The 14652-nt window shown below is 73.9% G+C and carries 11 protein-coding genes and 1 pseudogene; 6 read left to right on the plus strand and 6 right to left on the minus strand.

The window, feature by feature from the left end; all coding sequences use genetic code 11:
* Positions 1–284 precede the first annotated feature (284 nt).
* The 5 genes from SNE206_RS27740 to zapE all read right to left on the minus strand — a co-directional run bounded on the left by SNE206_RS27740 (position 285) and on the right by zapE (position 6432).
* Positions 285–689, minus strand: coding sequence for a hypothetical protein (locus tag SNE206_RS27740; RefSeq protein ID WP_407916236.1), 405 nt, complete (start codon positions 687–689; stop codon positions 285–287).
* 173 nt (positions 690–862) lie between these two features.
* The gene (locus tag SNE206_RS27745; RefSeq protein WP_407916237.1) at positions 863–1837 is read right to left on the minus strand and encodes a TerC family protein; all 975 of its coding nucleotides are present in this window, start codon (positions 1835–1837) and stop codon (positions 863–865) included.
* Between the two features lie 462 nt (positions 1838–2299).
* On the minus strand, positions 2300–2881 hold the full coding sequence (locus SNE206_RS27750; protein ID WP_407916238.1) for a TerD family protein: 582 nt from the start codon (positions 2879–2881) through the stop codon (positions 2300–2302).
* 211 nt (positions 2882–3092) lie between these two features.
* Positions 3093–5186 carry an excinuclease ABC subunit UvrB gene (uvrB, locus tag SNE206_RS27755; RefSeq protein WP_407916239.1) on the minus strand — a complete coding sequence of 698 codons (2094 nt, stop codon included), beginning with the start codon at positions 5184–5186 and terminating at the stop codon, positions 3093–3095.
* Positions 5187–5328: 142 nt separating this feature from the next.
* Positions 5329–6432 carry a cell division protein ZapE gene (gene zapE, locus SNE206_RS27760; protein WP_407916240.1) on the minus strand — a complete coding sequence of 368 codons (1104 nt, stop codon included), beginning with the start codon at positions 6430–6432 and terminating at the stop codon, positions 5329–5331.
* Between the two features lie 10 nt (positions 6433–6442).
* Between zapE and SNE206_RS27765 the strand changes: the two genes are divergently transcribed.
* The 5 genes from SNE206_RS27765 (at position 6443) to SNE206_RS27785 (ending at position 12049) form a co-directional block, all read left to right on the plus strand.
* Positions 6443–7201: a dihydrofolate reductase family protein gene (locus SNE206_RS27765; protein ID WP_407916241.1), complete on the plus strand. Its 759-nt coding sequence runs from the start codon at positions 6443–6445 to the stop codon at positions 7199–7201.
* A gap of 117 nt (positions 7202–7318) precedes the next feature.
* Positions 7319–7777 carry an indole-3-glycerol phosphate synthase gene (locus SNE206_RS27770; protein WP_405011215.1) on the plus strand — a complete coding sequence of 153 codons (459 nt, stop codon included), beginning with the start codon at positions 7319–7321 and terminating at the stop codon, positions 7775–7777.
* Positions 7778–7955: 178 nt separating this feature from the next.
* Positions 7956–9341, plus strand: coding sequence for a UDP-N-acetylmuramate--L-alanine ligase (murC, locus tag SNE206_RS27775; RefSeq protein WP_407916274.1), 1386 nt, complete (start codon positions 7956–7958; stop codon positions 9339–9341).
* A gap of 13 nt (positions 9342–9354) precedes the next feature.
* The gene (gene msrB, locus SNE206_RS27780; RefSeq protein WP_407916242.1) at positions 9355–9780 is read left to right on the plus strand and encodes a peptide-methionine (R)-S-oxide reductase MsrB; all 426 of its coding nucleotides are present in this window, start codon (positions 9355–9357) and stop codon (positions 9778–9780) included.
* A 91-nt stretch (positions 9781–9871) separates the two neighbouring features.
* Positions 9872–12049: a restriction endonuclease gene (locus SNE206_RS27785; protein ID WP_407916243.1), complete on the plus strand. Its 2178-nt coding sequence runs from the start codon at positions 9872–9874 to the stop codon at positions 12047–12049.
* A 104-nt stretch (positions 12050–12153) separates the two neighbouring features.
* Here SNE206_RS27785 and SNE206_RS27790 read toward each other — a convergent pair whose 3' ends face one another.
* The gene (locus SNE206_RS27790; protein WP_407916244.1) at positions 12154–13089 is read right to left on the minus strand and encodes a GNAT family N-acetyltransferase; all 936 of its coding nucleotides are present in this window, start codon (positions 13087–13089) and stop codon (positions 12154–12156) included.
* A 176-nt stretch (positions 13090–13265) separates the two neighbouring features.
* Between SNE206_RS27790 and SNE206_RS27795 the strand changes: the two are divergent.
* Positions 13266–14652 (plus strand): annotated as a pseudogene (locus SNE206_RS27795) (DUF692 domain-containing protein).

The following is a 14652-nucleotide window of genomic DNA, read 5'->3' on the forward strand; positions in this document are numbered from 1 at the left end:
CTCGCCTGCACCCTTACACGCTGCCGTCCACCCGGTGGGCGTCAGGTGACGGACCCGCCCCAAGCCTGGGGACAGTCGGTACGTAACACGGACCATATGGACCGAAGCCGGAATCCGGCTCGCCTCGGCCTACGAGGGCACGCCGCCGACCCGGCCCGTCCGTGTCGTAGCCGGCCGCCGGTGCGGCCCGTGCGCCCGCCCCGGCGCGGGCGGGACCGGTCGGAACACCACGGCCCCGCCCGTGAGCCGGGCGAGCACGGGGTCACGCGATCGTGCCCGGCCGCTCACCCCAGGCGTGCGCTGCCGCCGCTGCCCGGCCGGAACCGGGTCGACCCTTCGCGCCTGCGGCGGAGTCGGCCGAGCACGTCCTCGGCCGACTCCTGACGCCCCCAGCCGACCATGGCGACGACCTCCAGGTACTCCCCGTGAACACGCTCCGCTTCGACGAGCCAGGCGGCCAGCTCCGCCTCGCTGCGGACGTCCGAAGGCTCCAGGTCGGCAAGGAACGGGTGCTGCGCAACGAGTTCGGCCTTGCACTCGTCCGTGGCACGGGGCACCTGCGACGGCTCCAGACGGTCACCGGTCATCCAGTCGAGGAGGTCGGCGACACCGTCCGTGCGACGGCGGGACAGGAGCTTCTCGGTGGTGACGGACAGGATGTCGGCGAGCGGGAAGCTGAAGGTCGTCATGTGCGGGAGCCTATCCACGGCCGGCCGTGCGGGGAGGCCGCCGGGTCGGCAGGAGCCACGGCCACCGGATCGGGGCGCGAACACGGCGGGCGGGCCCGCGCGGCGCCGCAGACGCACGGCGGAGTGCTCTCCCGTCCCCACGGTTGCACCCCGCCGTGCGGGATCGGGGTGGATCAGACGTCGATCTTCTCCGGCTGGTCCTCCTGCTCCTGCTTGCGGGAGACCATGAGGCTGGCGACGGTGGTCACGGCGAGCACCACGACGATGAAGCCGAGCGAGAGCGGGATGCCGATCTCCGGCACGTGCACGCCGCTCTCGTGCAGGGCGTGCAGGACGAGCTTCACGCCGATGAAGCCGAGGATCACCGAGAGGCCGTACGAGAGGTAGATCAGCTTCTTCAGCAGGCCGCCGATCAGGAAGTACAGCTGGCGCAGGCCCATGAGGGCGAAGGCGTTGGCGGTGAAGACGATGTACGGGTCCTGGGTGAGGCCGAAGATCGCCGGGATGGAGTCCAGGGCGAAGAGCACGTCGGTGGTGCCGATGGCGATCATCACGATGAGCATCGGCGTCATCAGGCGACGGCCGTTCTCCCGGATGAAGAGCTTGGTGCCGTGGTAGACGTCCGTGGCGGGGAAGTGCCGCTCGATGGACTTGAGGAGGCGGTTCTCCTCGAACTCCTCGTCCTCGTCGGAGCGGGCGTCCTGGATCAGCTTCCAGGCCGTCCAGATCAGGAACGCGCCGAAGATGTAGAACACCCACGAGAAGGTGCTGACGAGGGCCGCACCACCGGCGATGAAGACGGCGCGCAGCACCAGGGCGATGATCACGCCGAACATCAGGACGCGCTGCTGGTAGATCCGCGGCACCGCGAACTTGCCCATGATCAGGATGAAGACGAACAGGTTGTCGACGCTGAGCGACTTCTCGGTGATGTAGCCCGCGTAGAACTCGCCGGCCGGCGTGGCCCCGGAGTGCCACCAGAGGAAGCCGCCGAAGAGGACCGCGAGCACGACCCAGACCACGGTCCAGATCCCGGCCTCCTTGATGGAGACCTCATGGGGTTTGCGGCCGCCGATGAAGAAGTCGGCCACGATCAGGGCGATCAGCACCCCGATGGTGCCGATCCATAGTCCAAGGGAAACGTCCACAGCTGCTCCTCCGGCAGGTAGGCGAACAGGCATCGTCACTGCCGGAGGTCTCCTCCGCCCTGCGGCTCGCCGAAGCGGCACGCGGGCGGGCACCCCGGGACACCCGATGGGCGGGCGTCCGTGCTGACGGGGTCACCGCTTGGGGAGTACTCCCCTCCGCTGCACCGAGGCTAACAGAAGTCCCAAGAAAGGGTAAAGAAGGTAAAGGCCGACCCGGGGCTCCGCCGCGGACCGGCGCCCGGCCGGCTCGAGCGTGCCTGCTCAGCGGGCTCCGGGGGCACGGCGGAGGGCTGCGGGGGTCTCCGGGCGGGCGGAGACCGTCGGCACACGGCCCGAACGGCCCGCCGGGCGGAGGAGTCCCGGGCGGCGGAATTCCTCGGCGGAGGAGTCCTCGGCCGCGGACGCGCTCGGAGGACGCACTCGGAGGAAGGACGTCAGAGGAAGGACGTCAGAGGAAGGACGTCAGAGGAAGGGCTCGATCGCCGGGAGCATGTCCTGGAACGTCCGGGCGCGCGCGGGTGCACCGATCGCCTGCATGGCCCACCCGCCGGCCTCCTCGCGGAAGACCTTGGCCATGATCTGCCCGGTGTGCCGGCCTCCCGCGGCCAGCTGGTAGCGGGCGAGCTCCTGCCCGGTGGTCTCGTCGACCAGGCGGCAGTGGGCGTCCTGCACCTCGGCGAAGGTCTGTCCGGTGTAGGAGCTGACGGTGAACACGATCTGCGTGATGTGCACGGGCACGTGCTGGAGGTCGACGAGGATCGCCTCGTCGTCGTCCCCCGCGCCGGAGCCGCCGGTGAGGTTGTCGCCGGTGTGCCGGACGGAGCCGTCGTTGCTCTCCAGGTGCCGGAAGAACACCACGTCCGACGGGGTGTGCTCGGCGTAGAGCAGCGCCGAGGCGTCGAGGTCGACCTGGCGCGTCCGGGTGCCGAAGAGGCCGCGGCGGGTGGCGGCCTTCCAGCCCAGGCCCATCCGCACGACGGTCAGCGACTCCCCCGTGCTCTTCTGCAGGCTGACGCTCTGCCCCTTCGCCAGATTCACCGACACGGTGCTTCCCTCCCACTCCTCCGCCGGGCGGGCGCTCGCCCGGCCCCGGCACGACGACGGAACACCCCGTTGCCGTCCCCCGGCTGAGGCCCCCTCTTCTGCGGCCGGCCCCCGCGCCGCCGAGTGCGGGCAGGCGCCGGTGCCTGCAGGCCAGCCTAGGGCCTGCAGGCACCGGCGCTGCCGGGTGCTCCGCCCGCCTGCCCCGGCGGGGTCAGGCCATGCCGGCCTCGCGCATCTGCCGCAGCTCCTTCTTCAGTTCGCCGACCTCGTCGCGCAGCCGGGCGGCGACCTCGAACTGCAGCTCCGCGGCCGCGGCGTGCATGCGGTCGGTGAGGTCCTGGATGAGCTGGGCGAGCTCGGCGGCCGGCAGGCTCTTGGCGGGCTTGCGGTCGGCGCCCAGCGCCGGGACGGGCGCCCGTCCCTTGCCGGCCGCGCCGCGGTAGCCGGTGGAGAGCAGCTGGTCGGTGTCGACGTCCTCGCGGGCCATGGTGGCGAGGATGTCTCCGATCTTCTTGCGCAGCGGCTGCGGGTCGATGCCGTGCTTCTCGTTGTACGCCTGCTGGACGGCTCGGCGGCGGTTGGTCTCGGAGATCGCGAGCTCCATCGCCGGGGTGATCCGGTCGGCGTACATGTGCACCTGGCCGGAGACGTTGCGGGCGGCGCGGCCGATCGTCTGGATCAGCGAGGTGCCGGAGCGCAGGAAGCCCTCCTTGTCGGCGTCCAGGATGGCGACGAGGGAGACCTCCGGCAGGTCGAGGCCCTCGCGGAGCAGGTTGATGCCGACCAGCACGTCGTACTCGCCGGCCCGCAGCTCGCGCAGCAGCTCGACGCGGCGCAGCGTGTCGATGTCGCTGTGCAGGTACCGGACGCGGATGTCGAGGCCGAGCATGTAGTCGGTGAGGTCCTCGGACATCTTCTTGGTGAGGGTGGTGACGAGCACGCGCTCGTTCTTCTCGACGCGGGTGCGGACCTCGTGCACCAGGTCGTCGATCTGGCCCTCGGTCGGCTTGACGACGACCTCGGGGTCGATGAGGCCGGTGGGGCGGATGATCTGCTCGACCGCGCCGTCGCCGCGCGAGAGCTCGTACTTGCCGGGGGTCGCGGAGAGGTACACCGTCTGGCCGACGCGCCCCAGGAACTCCTCCCACTTGAGCGGGCGGTTGTCCATCGCGGACGGCAGCCGGAAGCCGTGGTCGACGAGGGTGCGCTTGCGGGAGGCGTCGCCCTCGTACATCGCGCCGATCTGCGGCACGGTGACGTGCGACTCGTCGATGACGAGGAGGAAGTCCTCGGGGAAGTAGTCGATGAGCGTGTTGGGGGCGGTGCCGGGCGCGCGGCCGTCGAAGTGCATCGAGTAGTTCTCGACGCCCGAGCAGGTGCCGATCTGGCGGAGCATCTCGATGTCGTACGTGGTGCGCATGCGGAGCCGCTGGGCCTCCAGCAGCTTGCCCTGCTTCTCCAGGACGGCGAGGCGGTCCCCGAGCTCCTTCTCGATGTCGTTGACGGCGCGTGCCATCCGCTCCGGGCCGGCCACGTAGTGGGAGGCGGGGAAGACGTAGATCAGGTCGTCCTGGCTGATGATCTCGCCGGTGAGCGGGTGCAGCGTGTACAGCGCCTCGATCTCGTCGCCGAACATCTCGATCCGGACGGCGAGCTCCTCGTAGACCGGGAAGATCTCGATCGTGTCGCCGCGCACCCGGAAGGTGCCCCGGGAGAAGGCCAGGTCGTTGCGGGTGTACTGGATGTCGACGAAACGGCGGAGCAGTGCGTCCCGGTCGATCTCCTCGCCGACCTTGAGGGGGACCATCCGGTCGACGTACTCCTGCGGGGTGCCGAGGCCGTAGATGCAGGAGACCGAGGCGACGACGACGACGTCGCGGCGGGTGAGCAGCGAGTTGGTGGCGGAGTGGCGGAGCCGCTCGACCTCCTCGTTGATCGAGGAGTCCTTCTCGATGTAGGTGTCCGTCTGCGGGACGTACGCCTCGGGCTGGTAGTAGTCGTAGTACGAGACGAAGTACTCGACGGCGTTGTTGGGCAGGAGCTCGCGGAACTCGTTGGCGAGCTGGGCGGCGAGCGTCTTGTTGGGCGCCATCACCAGGGTGGGCCGCTGGAGCTTCTCGATCATCCAGGCGGTGGTCGCCGACTTGCCGGTGCCGGTGGCGCCGAGCAGGACGACGTCGTTCTCGCCGGCACGGATGCGGCGCTCCAGCTCGGCGATGGCCGCCGGCTGGTCGCCGTTGGGCTGGTAGGGGCTGACGACCTCGAAGGGCGTCGTGGACCGCTCGATACTCGTGATGGGGCGCACCGTTCCACCGTACGGCCCCGCACCGACAGTGCAGGGCCGTACGGGCAGCCGGGGCCGGACGCGCGCGAACGGGACGGGCGCGCCGCCGCCCGGGGCGGGGCCGGCGCGGCTCAGCGGCTCAGCAGGTCGGCGGGCGCGCCGCTCAGGGCTTGGAGCTGTCCCGGGCGAGGGCGACCAGCCGGGAGACGGCCCGCAGGTACTTCTTGCGGTAGCCGCCGCGCAGCATCTCCTCGGGGAAGACCTGGTCGAAGGGGACGCCGGAGGCGGTGACGGGCAGTTCGCGGTCGTACATGCGGTCGGCGAGGACGACCAGGCGCAGCGCGGTGGACTGGTCGTCGACCGGGCGCACGCCGCGCAGGAAGACCGCGTGGACGTCGTCGAGCAGGGCGCCGTAGCGGCTGGGGTGGACGGCCGTGAGGTGCGCGAGGAGGGTGTCGAAGTCGTCGAGGGAGGCGCCGGGGGCGGCGGCCGCCCGCTCGGTGACCTCCGCGTCGGTGTACGGCGGCGGGGCGGCGGGCAGGCCGCGGTGCCGGTAGTCCTGGCCGTCGATCCGCACCGGGCGGAAGTGGGCGGACAGCCCCTGGATCTCGCGCAGGAAGTCGGCGGCGGCGAAGCGGCCCTCGCCGAGCTTGTCGGGCAGGGTGTTGGAGGTGGCGGCGAGCTTCACGCCGTTCTCGACGAGGCGGCCGAGGAGGGTGGAGACGAGCACGGTGTCGCCCGGGTCGTCGAGTTCGAACTCGTCGATGCAGAGCAGGCGGTGCGAGGAGAGCGTCTCGACGGCGCCCTTGAAGGTGAGCGCGCCGACGAGGTTGGTCAGCTCGACGAAGGTGCCGAAGGCCTTGGGGCCGGGGGTGGCGTGCCAGAGGGAGGCCAGCAGGTGGGTCTTGCCGACGCCGTAGCCGCCGTCGAGGTAGACGCCGGCCGGGCCGGCGGGGGCCGGGGCGGAGCGGCGGAACCACGCGCGCCTGGGGGCCCCGGTGCCGCCGTTGAGCGAGGCGGCGAACTGCTCCAGCACCTGCACGGCCTCGTACTGGCTGGGCTGCGACGTGTCCGGCAGGTAACTGCCGAAGCTGACCCCGGCGAACCGTGGCGGCGGGATCATCTCGGCCACCAGGCGCTCGGCCGGGACGACCGGGCGGCGGTCGGTGAGCGCTGTCACGGTGGCGGCACCTGGGGTGGTGAGGTCGGACTGCGGGGCTGCGGGCACGGTAGTAGAGGGTACGCCCCGTGGAAGACTCGGATCCATGCAGTTGTTGATGAATCCGCTCACAGTGCCGGTCGGCGACCCGGCGTCGCTGGAGTCGCTGGCCGCCGTCTACGCCTACCCGGAGCAGGTCACGGCCGGGCAGCCGTGGCTGCGCGCGAACATGGTGGCCGCGCTGGACGGCTCGGCCCGGCTGGAGGGCCTGTCGGAGGGGCTGTCGGGCGAGGCCGACAAGCGCATCTTCGGGGTGCTGCGGGCGCTCGCGGACGCGGTGCTGGTGGGCGCGGAGACCGTGCGGGCCGAGGGCTACCGGCCGGCCCGGGCGCGTACGGAGTTCGCCGGGGCGCGGCGGGCGGCGGGCCAGGAGGCCGCCTCGGCGATCGCGATCGTCAGCCGGGGGCTGGAGCTGGACCTGTCGGCCCCGCTGTTCACCGGGCCGCTGGTGCGCACGGTGGTGATCACCACCGAGGACTCCCCCGCCGCGGCCCGGCGGGCGGTGGCGGAGGTCGCCGACGTGGTGGTCGCGGGCGAGCGGTCGGTGGACCTGCGGGAGGCGGTCGCGGCCCTGGTGGCCCGGGGCTGGACGCGGCTGCTGACCGAGGGCGGTCCGCGGCTGCTGGGCGGTCTGGCCGGGGCGGGCCTGCTGGACGAGCTGTGCCTGTCGGTGGCGCCGCTGCTGACGGGGGGCGACGGTCCGGGCATCGTGCGGGGCGCGGGAATCCCCGGTGCGCAGCACATGCGGCTGGTCTCGTTGATCGAGGAGAAAGGTTTCCTCTTCACCCGGTACGTGCGCCCGGCGTCCGCCGGGTAGCAGTACCGTCGGTGACCCCGTGTGGCGCATGTGGTGCGTGTGCAGCGTGAGGAAAGCTTCCGCCGGGCAGGATGTGGTCAGGCGGACCCGGGGGCCTGCAACGTCGAAGGGACTCACGTGTTCAAGACCGTACTGATGATCGAGAAGGCACTCTCCGACGCCGACGTGGAGCTCGTGACCACGCTCCACGGTGAGGAGAAGGTGTCGTTCGTCGTCCTGATGCAGCCGCGCGGCAGACAGGACGAACTGCTCCGGGCCCTCGACGACGTGGCCCTCGGCCATCTCGACAGAGCGGTGCACGAGCACGAGGAACCCGGCGGCCCCACCGTCGCCGGGGAATCGCTGGAGCACAGCCTGCGCCACCTGCGCACGGCCGGCGCCGAGGCCACCGGCCGCGTCGTCGAGGACAACCCGCTCGACAACCTGCGCGCCGTCGTCGAGGAGCACGCCGCCGACGAGGTGCTCGTGCTGACCTCGCCGCACTTCGTCGAGGAGTTCTTCCACCGCGACTGGGCCTCCCGCGCCCGGCACACGGTCGGCGTACCCGTGCTCAAGCTGTTCGCCAGCGACTCCTGAGCCGCACCTCCTGCCCGCCGCCGGGCAGGGGGAGCGCCCGCCTCCCCGCCCGCCGCCGGGCAGGAGGGGCCCGTCTCCGGTAGGGCAGAATCGTCCTTGCGGAACCACCGCGAGGACGGTTCTCGTCCTCCCAGTCCCCGGCTGTACGGAGCATCCCTTGAACGACGCCGCGCACGACCTGCACGCCCCGCACTTCATCGGCATCGGCGGCGCCGGCATGTCCGGTCTGGCGAAGATCCTCGCGGTCCGCGGCGCGAAGGTCTCGGGCAGCGACGCCAGGGAGTCCGACACGGTGCGCGCGCTGCGCGCGCTGGGCGCCGAGGTCTCCGTCGGCCACGCCGCCGAGAACCTCCCCGCCGGCACCAGCAGCGTCGTCGTCTCCAGCGCCATCCGGGCCGACAACCCCGAGCTCGCGGCCGCCCGCGAGCGCGGCATCCCGGTGGTGCACCGCTCCGACGCCCTGGCCGCGCTCATGGGCGGGCGCCGCGCGCTCGCCGTCGCCGGCACGCACGGCAAGACCACCACCACCAGCATGCTCGCGGTGAGCCTCGGCGAGCTCGGCCTCGACCCGTCGTACGCCATCGGCGGCGACCTCGACGCGCCCGGCTCCAACGCCCACCACGGCGCCGGCGACATCTTCGTCGCCGAGGCCGACGAGAGCGACCGCAGCTTCCACAAGTACGCGCCCGAGGTGGCGATCGTGCTCAACGTGGAGCTCGACCACCACGCCAACTACGCCTCGATCGAGGAGATCCACGCGTCCTTCGAGACCTTCGTCGGCCGCATCGTGCCGGGCGGCACGCTCGTCGTCTCCGCCGACCACGACGGCGCCCGCGAGCTCACCTCCCGGGTCGCCGGGCGGGCCGGGCTCACGATCGTCACCGTGGGCGCGGCCGAGGACGCGGACGTCCGGGTGCTGGAGGTCTCCGCCCGCGGCATGACCAGCGAGGTCACCGTGGCGATCGGCGGCGAGGAGCTGACCTTCACCGTCTCCGTGCCCGGCCGCCACTACGCGCACAACGCCGTCTCCGCGCTCGCCGCGGGCGTGGCCCTGGGCGTGCCCGCCGGCGACCTCGCCAAGGCGCTCGGCAGCTACACCGGCGTCCGCCGCCGGCTGCAGCTCAAGGGCGAGGCCGGGGGCGTCCAGGTGATCGACTCCTACGCGCACCACCCCACCGAGATGGTCGCCGACCTGGAGGCGATCCGGGAGGCGGCGGGCCCCGGGCGCGTCCTGGTGGTCTTCCAGCCGCACCTCTTCAGCCGCACCCAGCAGCTCGCGGAGGAGATGGGCGCGGCGCTGGCGCTCGCCGACGCCTCCGTCGTGCTCGACATCTACCCGGCCCGCGAGGACCCGGTGCCCGGCGTCACCAGCGAGCTCATCATCGACGCCGCCCGCCGCGCGGGTGCCGACGTCACCGCCGAGCACGACTTCGCCGCCGCGCCCGCACGCCTCGCCGCCCTGGCCGGGCCGGGCGACCTGGTGCTCACCATGGGCGCCGGCGACGTCACCGACCTCGGCCCGGAAATTCTCGGCAGCCTCGCGGACGTTGCATCCGAAGCCTGATGGGAGGCCCGACGTGAGCCACGAGATCCGCAACCACGAGGTCCGGAAGACCGACGCCGAATGGCGCGACCAGCTGAGCCCCGCCGAGTACCACGTCCTGCGTGAGGCGGGCACCGAGCCCGCCTTCGTCGGCGAGTACACCGACACGAAGACGGTCGGCGTGTACGGCTGCCGGGCCTGCGGCGCGGAGCTGTTCAGCAGCACCACCAAGTTCGAGAGCCACTGCGGCTGGCCCTCGTACTACGCGCCGCTCGCCGAGGACCGTGTCGAGTACATCCAGGACGTCTCGCTCGGCATGCGCCGGGTGGAGGTCCGGTGCGCCCGCTGCGGCAGCCACCTCGGTCACGTCTTCGAGGGCGAGGGCTACGACACCCCGACCGACCAGCGGTACTGCATCAACAGCATCTCGCTGACGCTGCGGCCCGCCGAAGGCACCTGAGCCCCGGCGGCACGCTCCTGCACGCCCTGCCACCACCGCCCCGCACCGTGCCAGACTGATCATCAGTTCGGTACGGCACGAGAGGACCACGGTGGCAGGGCGTCGCAGCTCCGGAGTACTGGCCATGCTGGCGGAGGCGCAGCGCCGGCAGCACCTCCGGGAGGAGGCCCAGCGCCGCGCCGCCGCCGAACAGCAGCGGCAGCAGGAACGGGCCCGGCGCGACGCCCAGCGGGCCGCCGCCCGCGGCGAACGCGAGGCACTGCGGGCCTACCAGCAGCAGCGCGAGGCGGACGCCGCCCGCCGCACCGCCGAGCTCGACGCCCGGGTCGCCGCCCTGGGCGGCGTCCTCTCCGCCGGGCTCGCGGGCCCGGCCTTCCGGCTCTCCGACCTGCGCGCCGACGTCCCGCCGTTCGACCCCGGCCCGCTCGGCGGCCCGGTGCCGATGCCGCTCCAGCAGGACTACCTGGTGGCACCGCCGACCGGGCCCGACGCCTTCGACCCCGCCGCCCGCCGGCACCGGGACGAGCAGGCGGCCCACGCCCGCGCCCGCTTCGAGCACGACTGGTACGCGGCGCAGGCCGCCGAACAGCACCGGCAGCGGGAGCTCGCCGCCTACCGCGCGCAGTACGAGGCCTGGGCCGCCGAGACCCGCGGCCTCGCCGCCCGGCAGGCCGAACGCGTGGCCGGCCTCGGCGCCGAGGTGCGGGCCGGGTCCGCGGAGGCCGCCGTCGAGCTCTTCGAGGCGGCACTGCACTGGCGCGACGACTGGCCGGAGGGCGTCCCCGTCCGCGGCGAGGTCGTCTGGGACGCCGACGCGCGGCACCTCACCGTCGGCTGGCGGCTGCCGCCGTACACCACCGTGCCCGCCGCGGCCCGGCACCGCTACGTCAAGGCCGACGACCGGGAGACGGAGGTGGCCCGCCCGGCCGCCGCCCGCAAGGCGCTCTACCGCACCCTGCTGGCCCAGTGCACGCTCCGCGTGCTGGCGGAGGTCTTCCGGGCGGACGAGTACGGCCTGCTGCACGCCGTGACCGTCGACGGGCACGTCTCCGCGGTCGACCCGGCCACCGGGCGCGAGGAGCACCGCTGCCTGGCCTCGGTCACCGCCACCCGGGAGGAGTTCCAGGCCGTCGCCCTGGACCGGGTCGACGCTGTCGACTGCCTGGTCGACGGGCTGCGCGGCCGGCTCTCGGCCCGGCCGGAGAAGGCCGAGGCGGTCCTCCCCGGCACCGGCCCGGCGCCGGTGCCCGCGCCGGTGCCCGCACCGGCCGCCGGGGTCGTCGAGGCGTCGGACGGCCCCGGCCCCGACCTCTACGCCATGGACCCGATCGCCTTCGAGGAGCTCATCGCCGAGCTGTTCCGCCGCCGCGGCCTGCGCACCCGCACCACCGCCCGCAGCGGCGACGAGGGCGTGGACGTGCTCGCCGAGGATCCGGACCCGATCACCGGCGGCCAGATCGTCATCCAGGCGAAGCGGTACCGGCACACCGTGCCGCCCGCAGCCGTCCGCGACCTCGACGCGACCATGCAGCGGCAGGGGGCCAACCGCGGCATCCTCGTCACCACCTCGGGCTTCGGACCGGGCTCGCGCCGCTGGGTGGAGGGCCGGCCGCTGACCCTGGTGGACGGGCCCATGCTGGTCGCCCTGCTCCGGGAGCACGGCCTCGCCGGCCGGCTCGGCGACGGCGGCACCCGGCGCGCGAACGGCCGCGGCGGCAGCCCCCGGCCCGCCGTCCTCGCCCCCGGGCAGAACGCGCAGCTGCCGGAGGCCGCCCTCGGCCGCCTGACCGTCCGCTTCTCCAGCACGGGGGCGGACGCCGACCTCACCGTGCTGCTGCTGACCTCCGACGGGGTGGTGCGCGGCGACGAGGACTTCGTCTTCTACCACCAGCGCACCGCCGCCGCGGGCGCCGTCACCCTGGACGCGAAGGACCGGACCGGCGAGCGGTGCACCGAGACGGCCGTGCTCCGGCTGCACGACCTGCCGCCGGACGTCCACCGGGTCGCCGTGTCGGTGAACATGGACAGCGACACCGCGCTGACCTGCGCCGCGCTGGCCGACGCCGAGCTCCTGCTGCACGCCGCGGACGGCACGGGCTGGTCGTTCCGGCCTCCGTCCGACCCGGCGGTCTCGGCGATGCTGGTCGCCGAGGTGTACCGGCACCGGCCGGGCGGCGGGCCCGCGGTGTGGAAGGTCCGCGCGGTCGGCCAGGGCTGGGCGGACGGCCTGGCGGGCCTGGCCCGGGCCCACGGCGTCGCCGTGGCGTGAACGCCCCCGTCCCCGACCCTGCCCGGCCCACCCGGCCCCGGTCCTGCCCGGCCCACCCGGCCCCGGTCCTGCCCGGCCCACCCGGCCCCGCCCCTGCGCGGGCCCTACGCGGGTCCTGCCGGGGCCGGTCGGCCGGGCAGGTCCCGCGTGTACTTCCACTCGGCGGCGCAGCGCTCGTAGCCGAGCCAGGCGTTGACCGCCAGCATCGGCGCGTTGCCGCCGTCGTTGTGCGTGAACGCCTCGGTGAACCCGGCGGCCCGCGCGCGGTGCAGGGAGTCGGCCTTCGCGAGGCGGGCCAGGCCGCGGCCGCGGTACGCGGCCCGGGTGGTGGTGAACGACGACCAGTAGCGCCCCCGGCCGTCGGTCTGCGCGGCGGAGAACGCCACCGGTCCCCCGTCGGCGACGACGACGCTGGTGAGGGTGCGGTCGAAGTCGGGGCGCTGCCAGATCTCGGCGAGCCACGAGTCGTACGCCTGGTCGGCGAGGGCGACGTCGCCCGGCTCGTCCTGGGTGCCCTCGACGTCGACCAGGTAGAGCGGGCGCGGATCGTCGAGGAAGTCCGCCGCGGTGCACAGGGCCGTGCCGGGCGGGACGGCGGGGACGGCGGGCAGCGGTGCCGCGAGGTCCCGCCGGGCGAAGTACCCGACGCGGCCGCGCGTGTAGCCGCGGGCGGCCGCGAAGGCGTGGGCCGCGGGCTCGTCGTCGGCCCAGCAGTGCAGGTGGCGGACGCCGTCCGCGGCGAGCTCCGCCTCGACGGCGCGCAGCAGGGCGGAGCCGGTGCCGCGGCCGCGCGCGCCGGGCACGACGTGGAGGCGGGCGAAGCCGTGGCCCGGGCTGTCGCTGTCCGGGTAGGCGCCGTAGCGCGCGGTGCCGGCGATCCGCCCGCCGGTCTCGGCGACGAGCATGCGCAGGTGGGGCTGGGCGACGACCTGCCACGCGACGGCTTCGGGGGTGGTGACAAGATACGGGCGGCCGTCCCGGAGGGCCGCGGTCGCGGCCTCCGCATCGGCGGGCCGGAAGGAACGGATCGTGGGCGTCATAGACGCGTCACGTTAACCACTCGGCCGACGCGGCGCCGCTGAATATCCCGTCGCGGCACCGGCTTCGGCACCGGACCGGGCAGAAAGCTCAAGTTCAGCTCTGAGTTCGGCAGTTAACGGTTGGCAGTCATGCCCGGCCGGTACACCCTCAGCAGCGAGGGAAAGGGGGAGGACCCATGGAGGAATCGTCGGTGCAGCCCCGGCTCGGGGTCGGGATCGGCTGGCGCGCGGAGATCGACACCGCGGTGGAGCAGCTGCCCGGGATCGACTGGGTCGAGGTGGTGGCGGAGAACGTCTGTCCGGGCCATCTGCCGCGCTCGCTGGAGGTGCTGCGGGAACGGGGGGTGACCGTGGTGCCGCACGGGGTGTCGCTCGGCATCGGCGGCGCGGAGCCGCCGGAGCTGCCGCGGCTGGCGCGGCTCGCGGAGGTGGCCGCGGCGGTGGGTGCGCCGCTGGTGACCGAGCACCTGGCGTTCGTGCGGGCGGGGGGCATGGAGGCCGGGCACCTGCTGCCGGTGCCGCGTTCGTGGGACGCGCTGCGGGTGGTCGCGGAGAACGTCCGGATCGCCCAGGCCGAACTGCCCGTGCCGCTCGCGCTGGAGAACATCGCGGCGCACCTGGCCTGGCCCGACGACGAGCTGACCGAGGGCGAGTTCCTGGCCGAGCTCGTGGAGCGCACCGGCGTGCGGCTCCTCGTGGACGTGGCCAACCTGCACACCAACCGCGTCAACCTCGGCCTGGACGTCACCGCCGAGCTGGCCCGGCTGCCGCTGGAGGCCCTCGCGTACGTGCACGTGGCGGGCGGCGTCGAGCGGGACGGGGTGTGGCACGACACGCACGCCCACCCGGTCACCGGGCCCGTGCTGGACGTCCTCGCGGAGCTCTGCGGCCGGGCCGTGCCGCCCGGTGTGCTGCTGGAACGGGACGACGCCTACCCGCCGCCGTCCGAGCTGGCGGGCGAACTCGCGGCGATCCGCGGCGTGCTGGAGCGGGCCCGGCCCGGCCGGGGGGTGCTGCAGCATGTCTGAGCAGGACGAGTACCTGGTGCGCGGCGACGACGCCGAACTGGCCGTGGCCCGCGCCCGGCTGGCGCGGCGCCAGACCGAGCTGGCGGCCGCGCTGGTGGCCGGCGGCCCGGTGCCGGAGGGCTTCGACCCGGGGCAGGTCGCCGTCCAGGCGCGCGGGCTCCTCGACAAGCGGCGGGAGACCGTGGCCCGGGTCGCACCGGAGCCCGCCCGCATCCTGGGCCCGGCGTACCGCCCGCTGTTCGCGCGGTACGCCGCCGGGGGACCGCAGCGCGGCGGCTACCGCGCGGACGCGCAGGAGTTCGCCCGGTGGGCGCTGGCGGCGGAGCCGTCCGCGCCGTGGCGGGCGGAGCTGGCGCACTGGCTGGACCCGGGGGCGGCCCCGGGCCACGGCACCCGGGCCGCCCGGACGGTGCGGGCGGTGCACGGACGGCTGTTCCGGCGCGGCCGGGCGGCAGCGGGAGACCCGCACACGAAGCACGCGACGGAGCACACGACGGAGCGTTCGACCGAAGGACGGGGGACACGGGGGAGATGA

Source organism: Kitasatospora sp. NE20-6, from assembly GCF_045862635.1.

What these genes read in the sequence shown, in the direction of transcription:
- SNE206_RS27765 (WP_407916241.1), top strand. Translation starts at nt 6,443, where the DNA reads ATGAATCCGCTCACAGTGCCGGTCGGCGACCCGGCGTCGCTGGAGTCG.
- SNE206_RS27790 (WP_407916244.1), bottom strand. Translation starts at nt 13,089, where the DNA reads ATGACGCCCACGATCCGTTCCTTCCGGCCCGCCGATGCGGAGGCCGCG.
- zapE (WP_407916240.1), bottom strand. Translation starts at nt 6,432, where the DNA reads ATGGATCCGAGTCTTCCACGGGGCGTACCCTCTACTACCGTGCCCGCA.
- SNE206_RS27740 (WP_407916236.1), bottom strand. Translation starts at nt 689, where the DNA reads ATGACGACCTTCAGCTTCCCGCTCGCCGACATCCTGTCCGTCACCACC.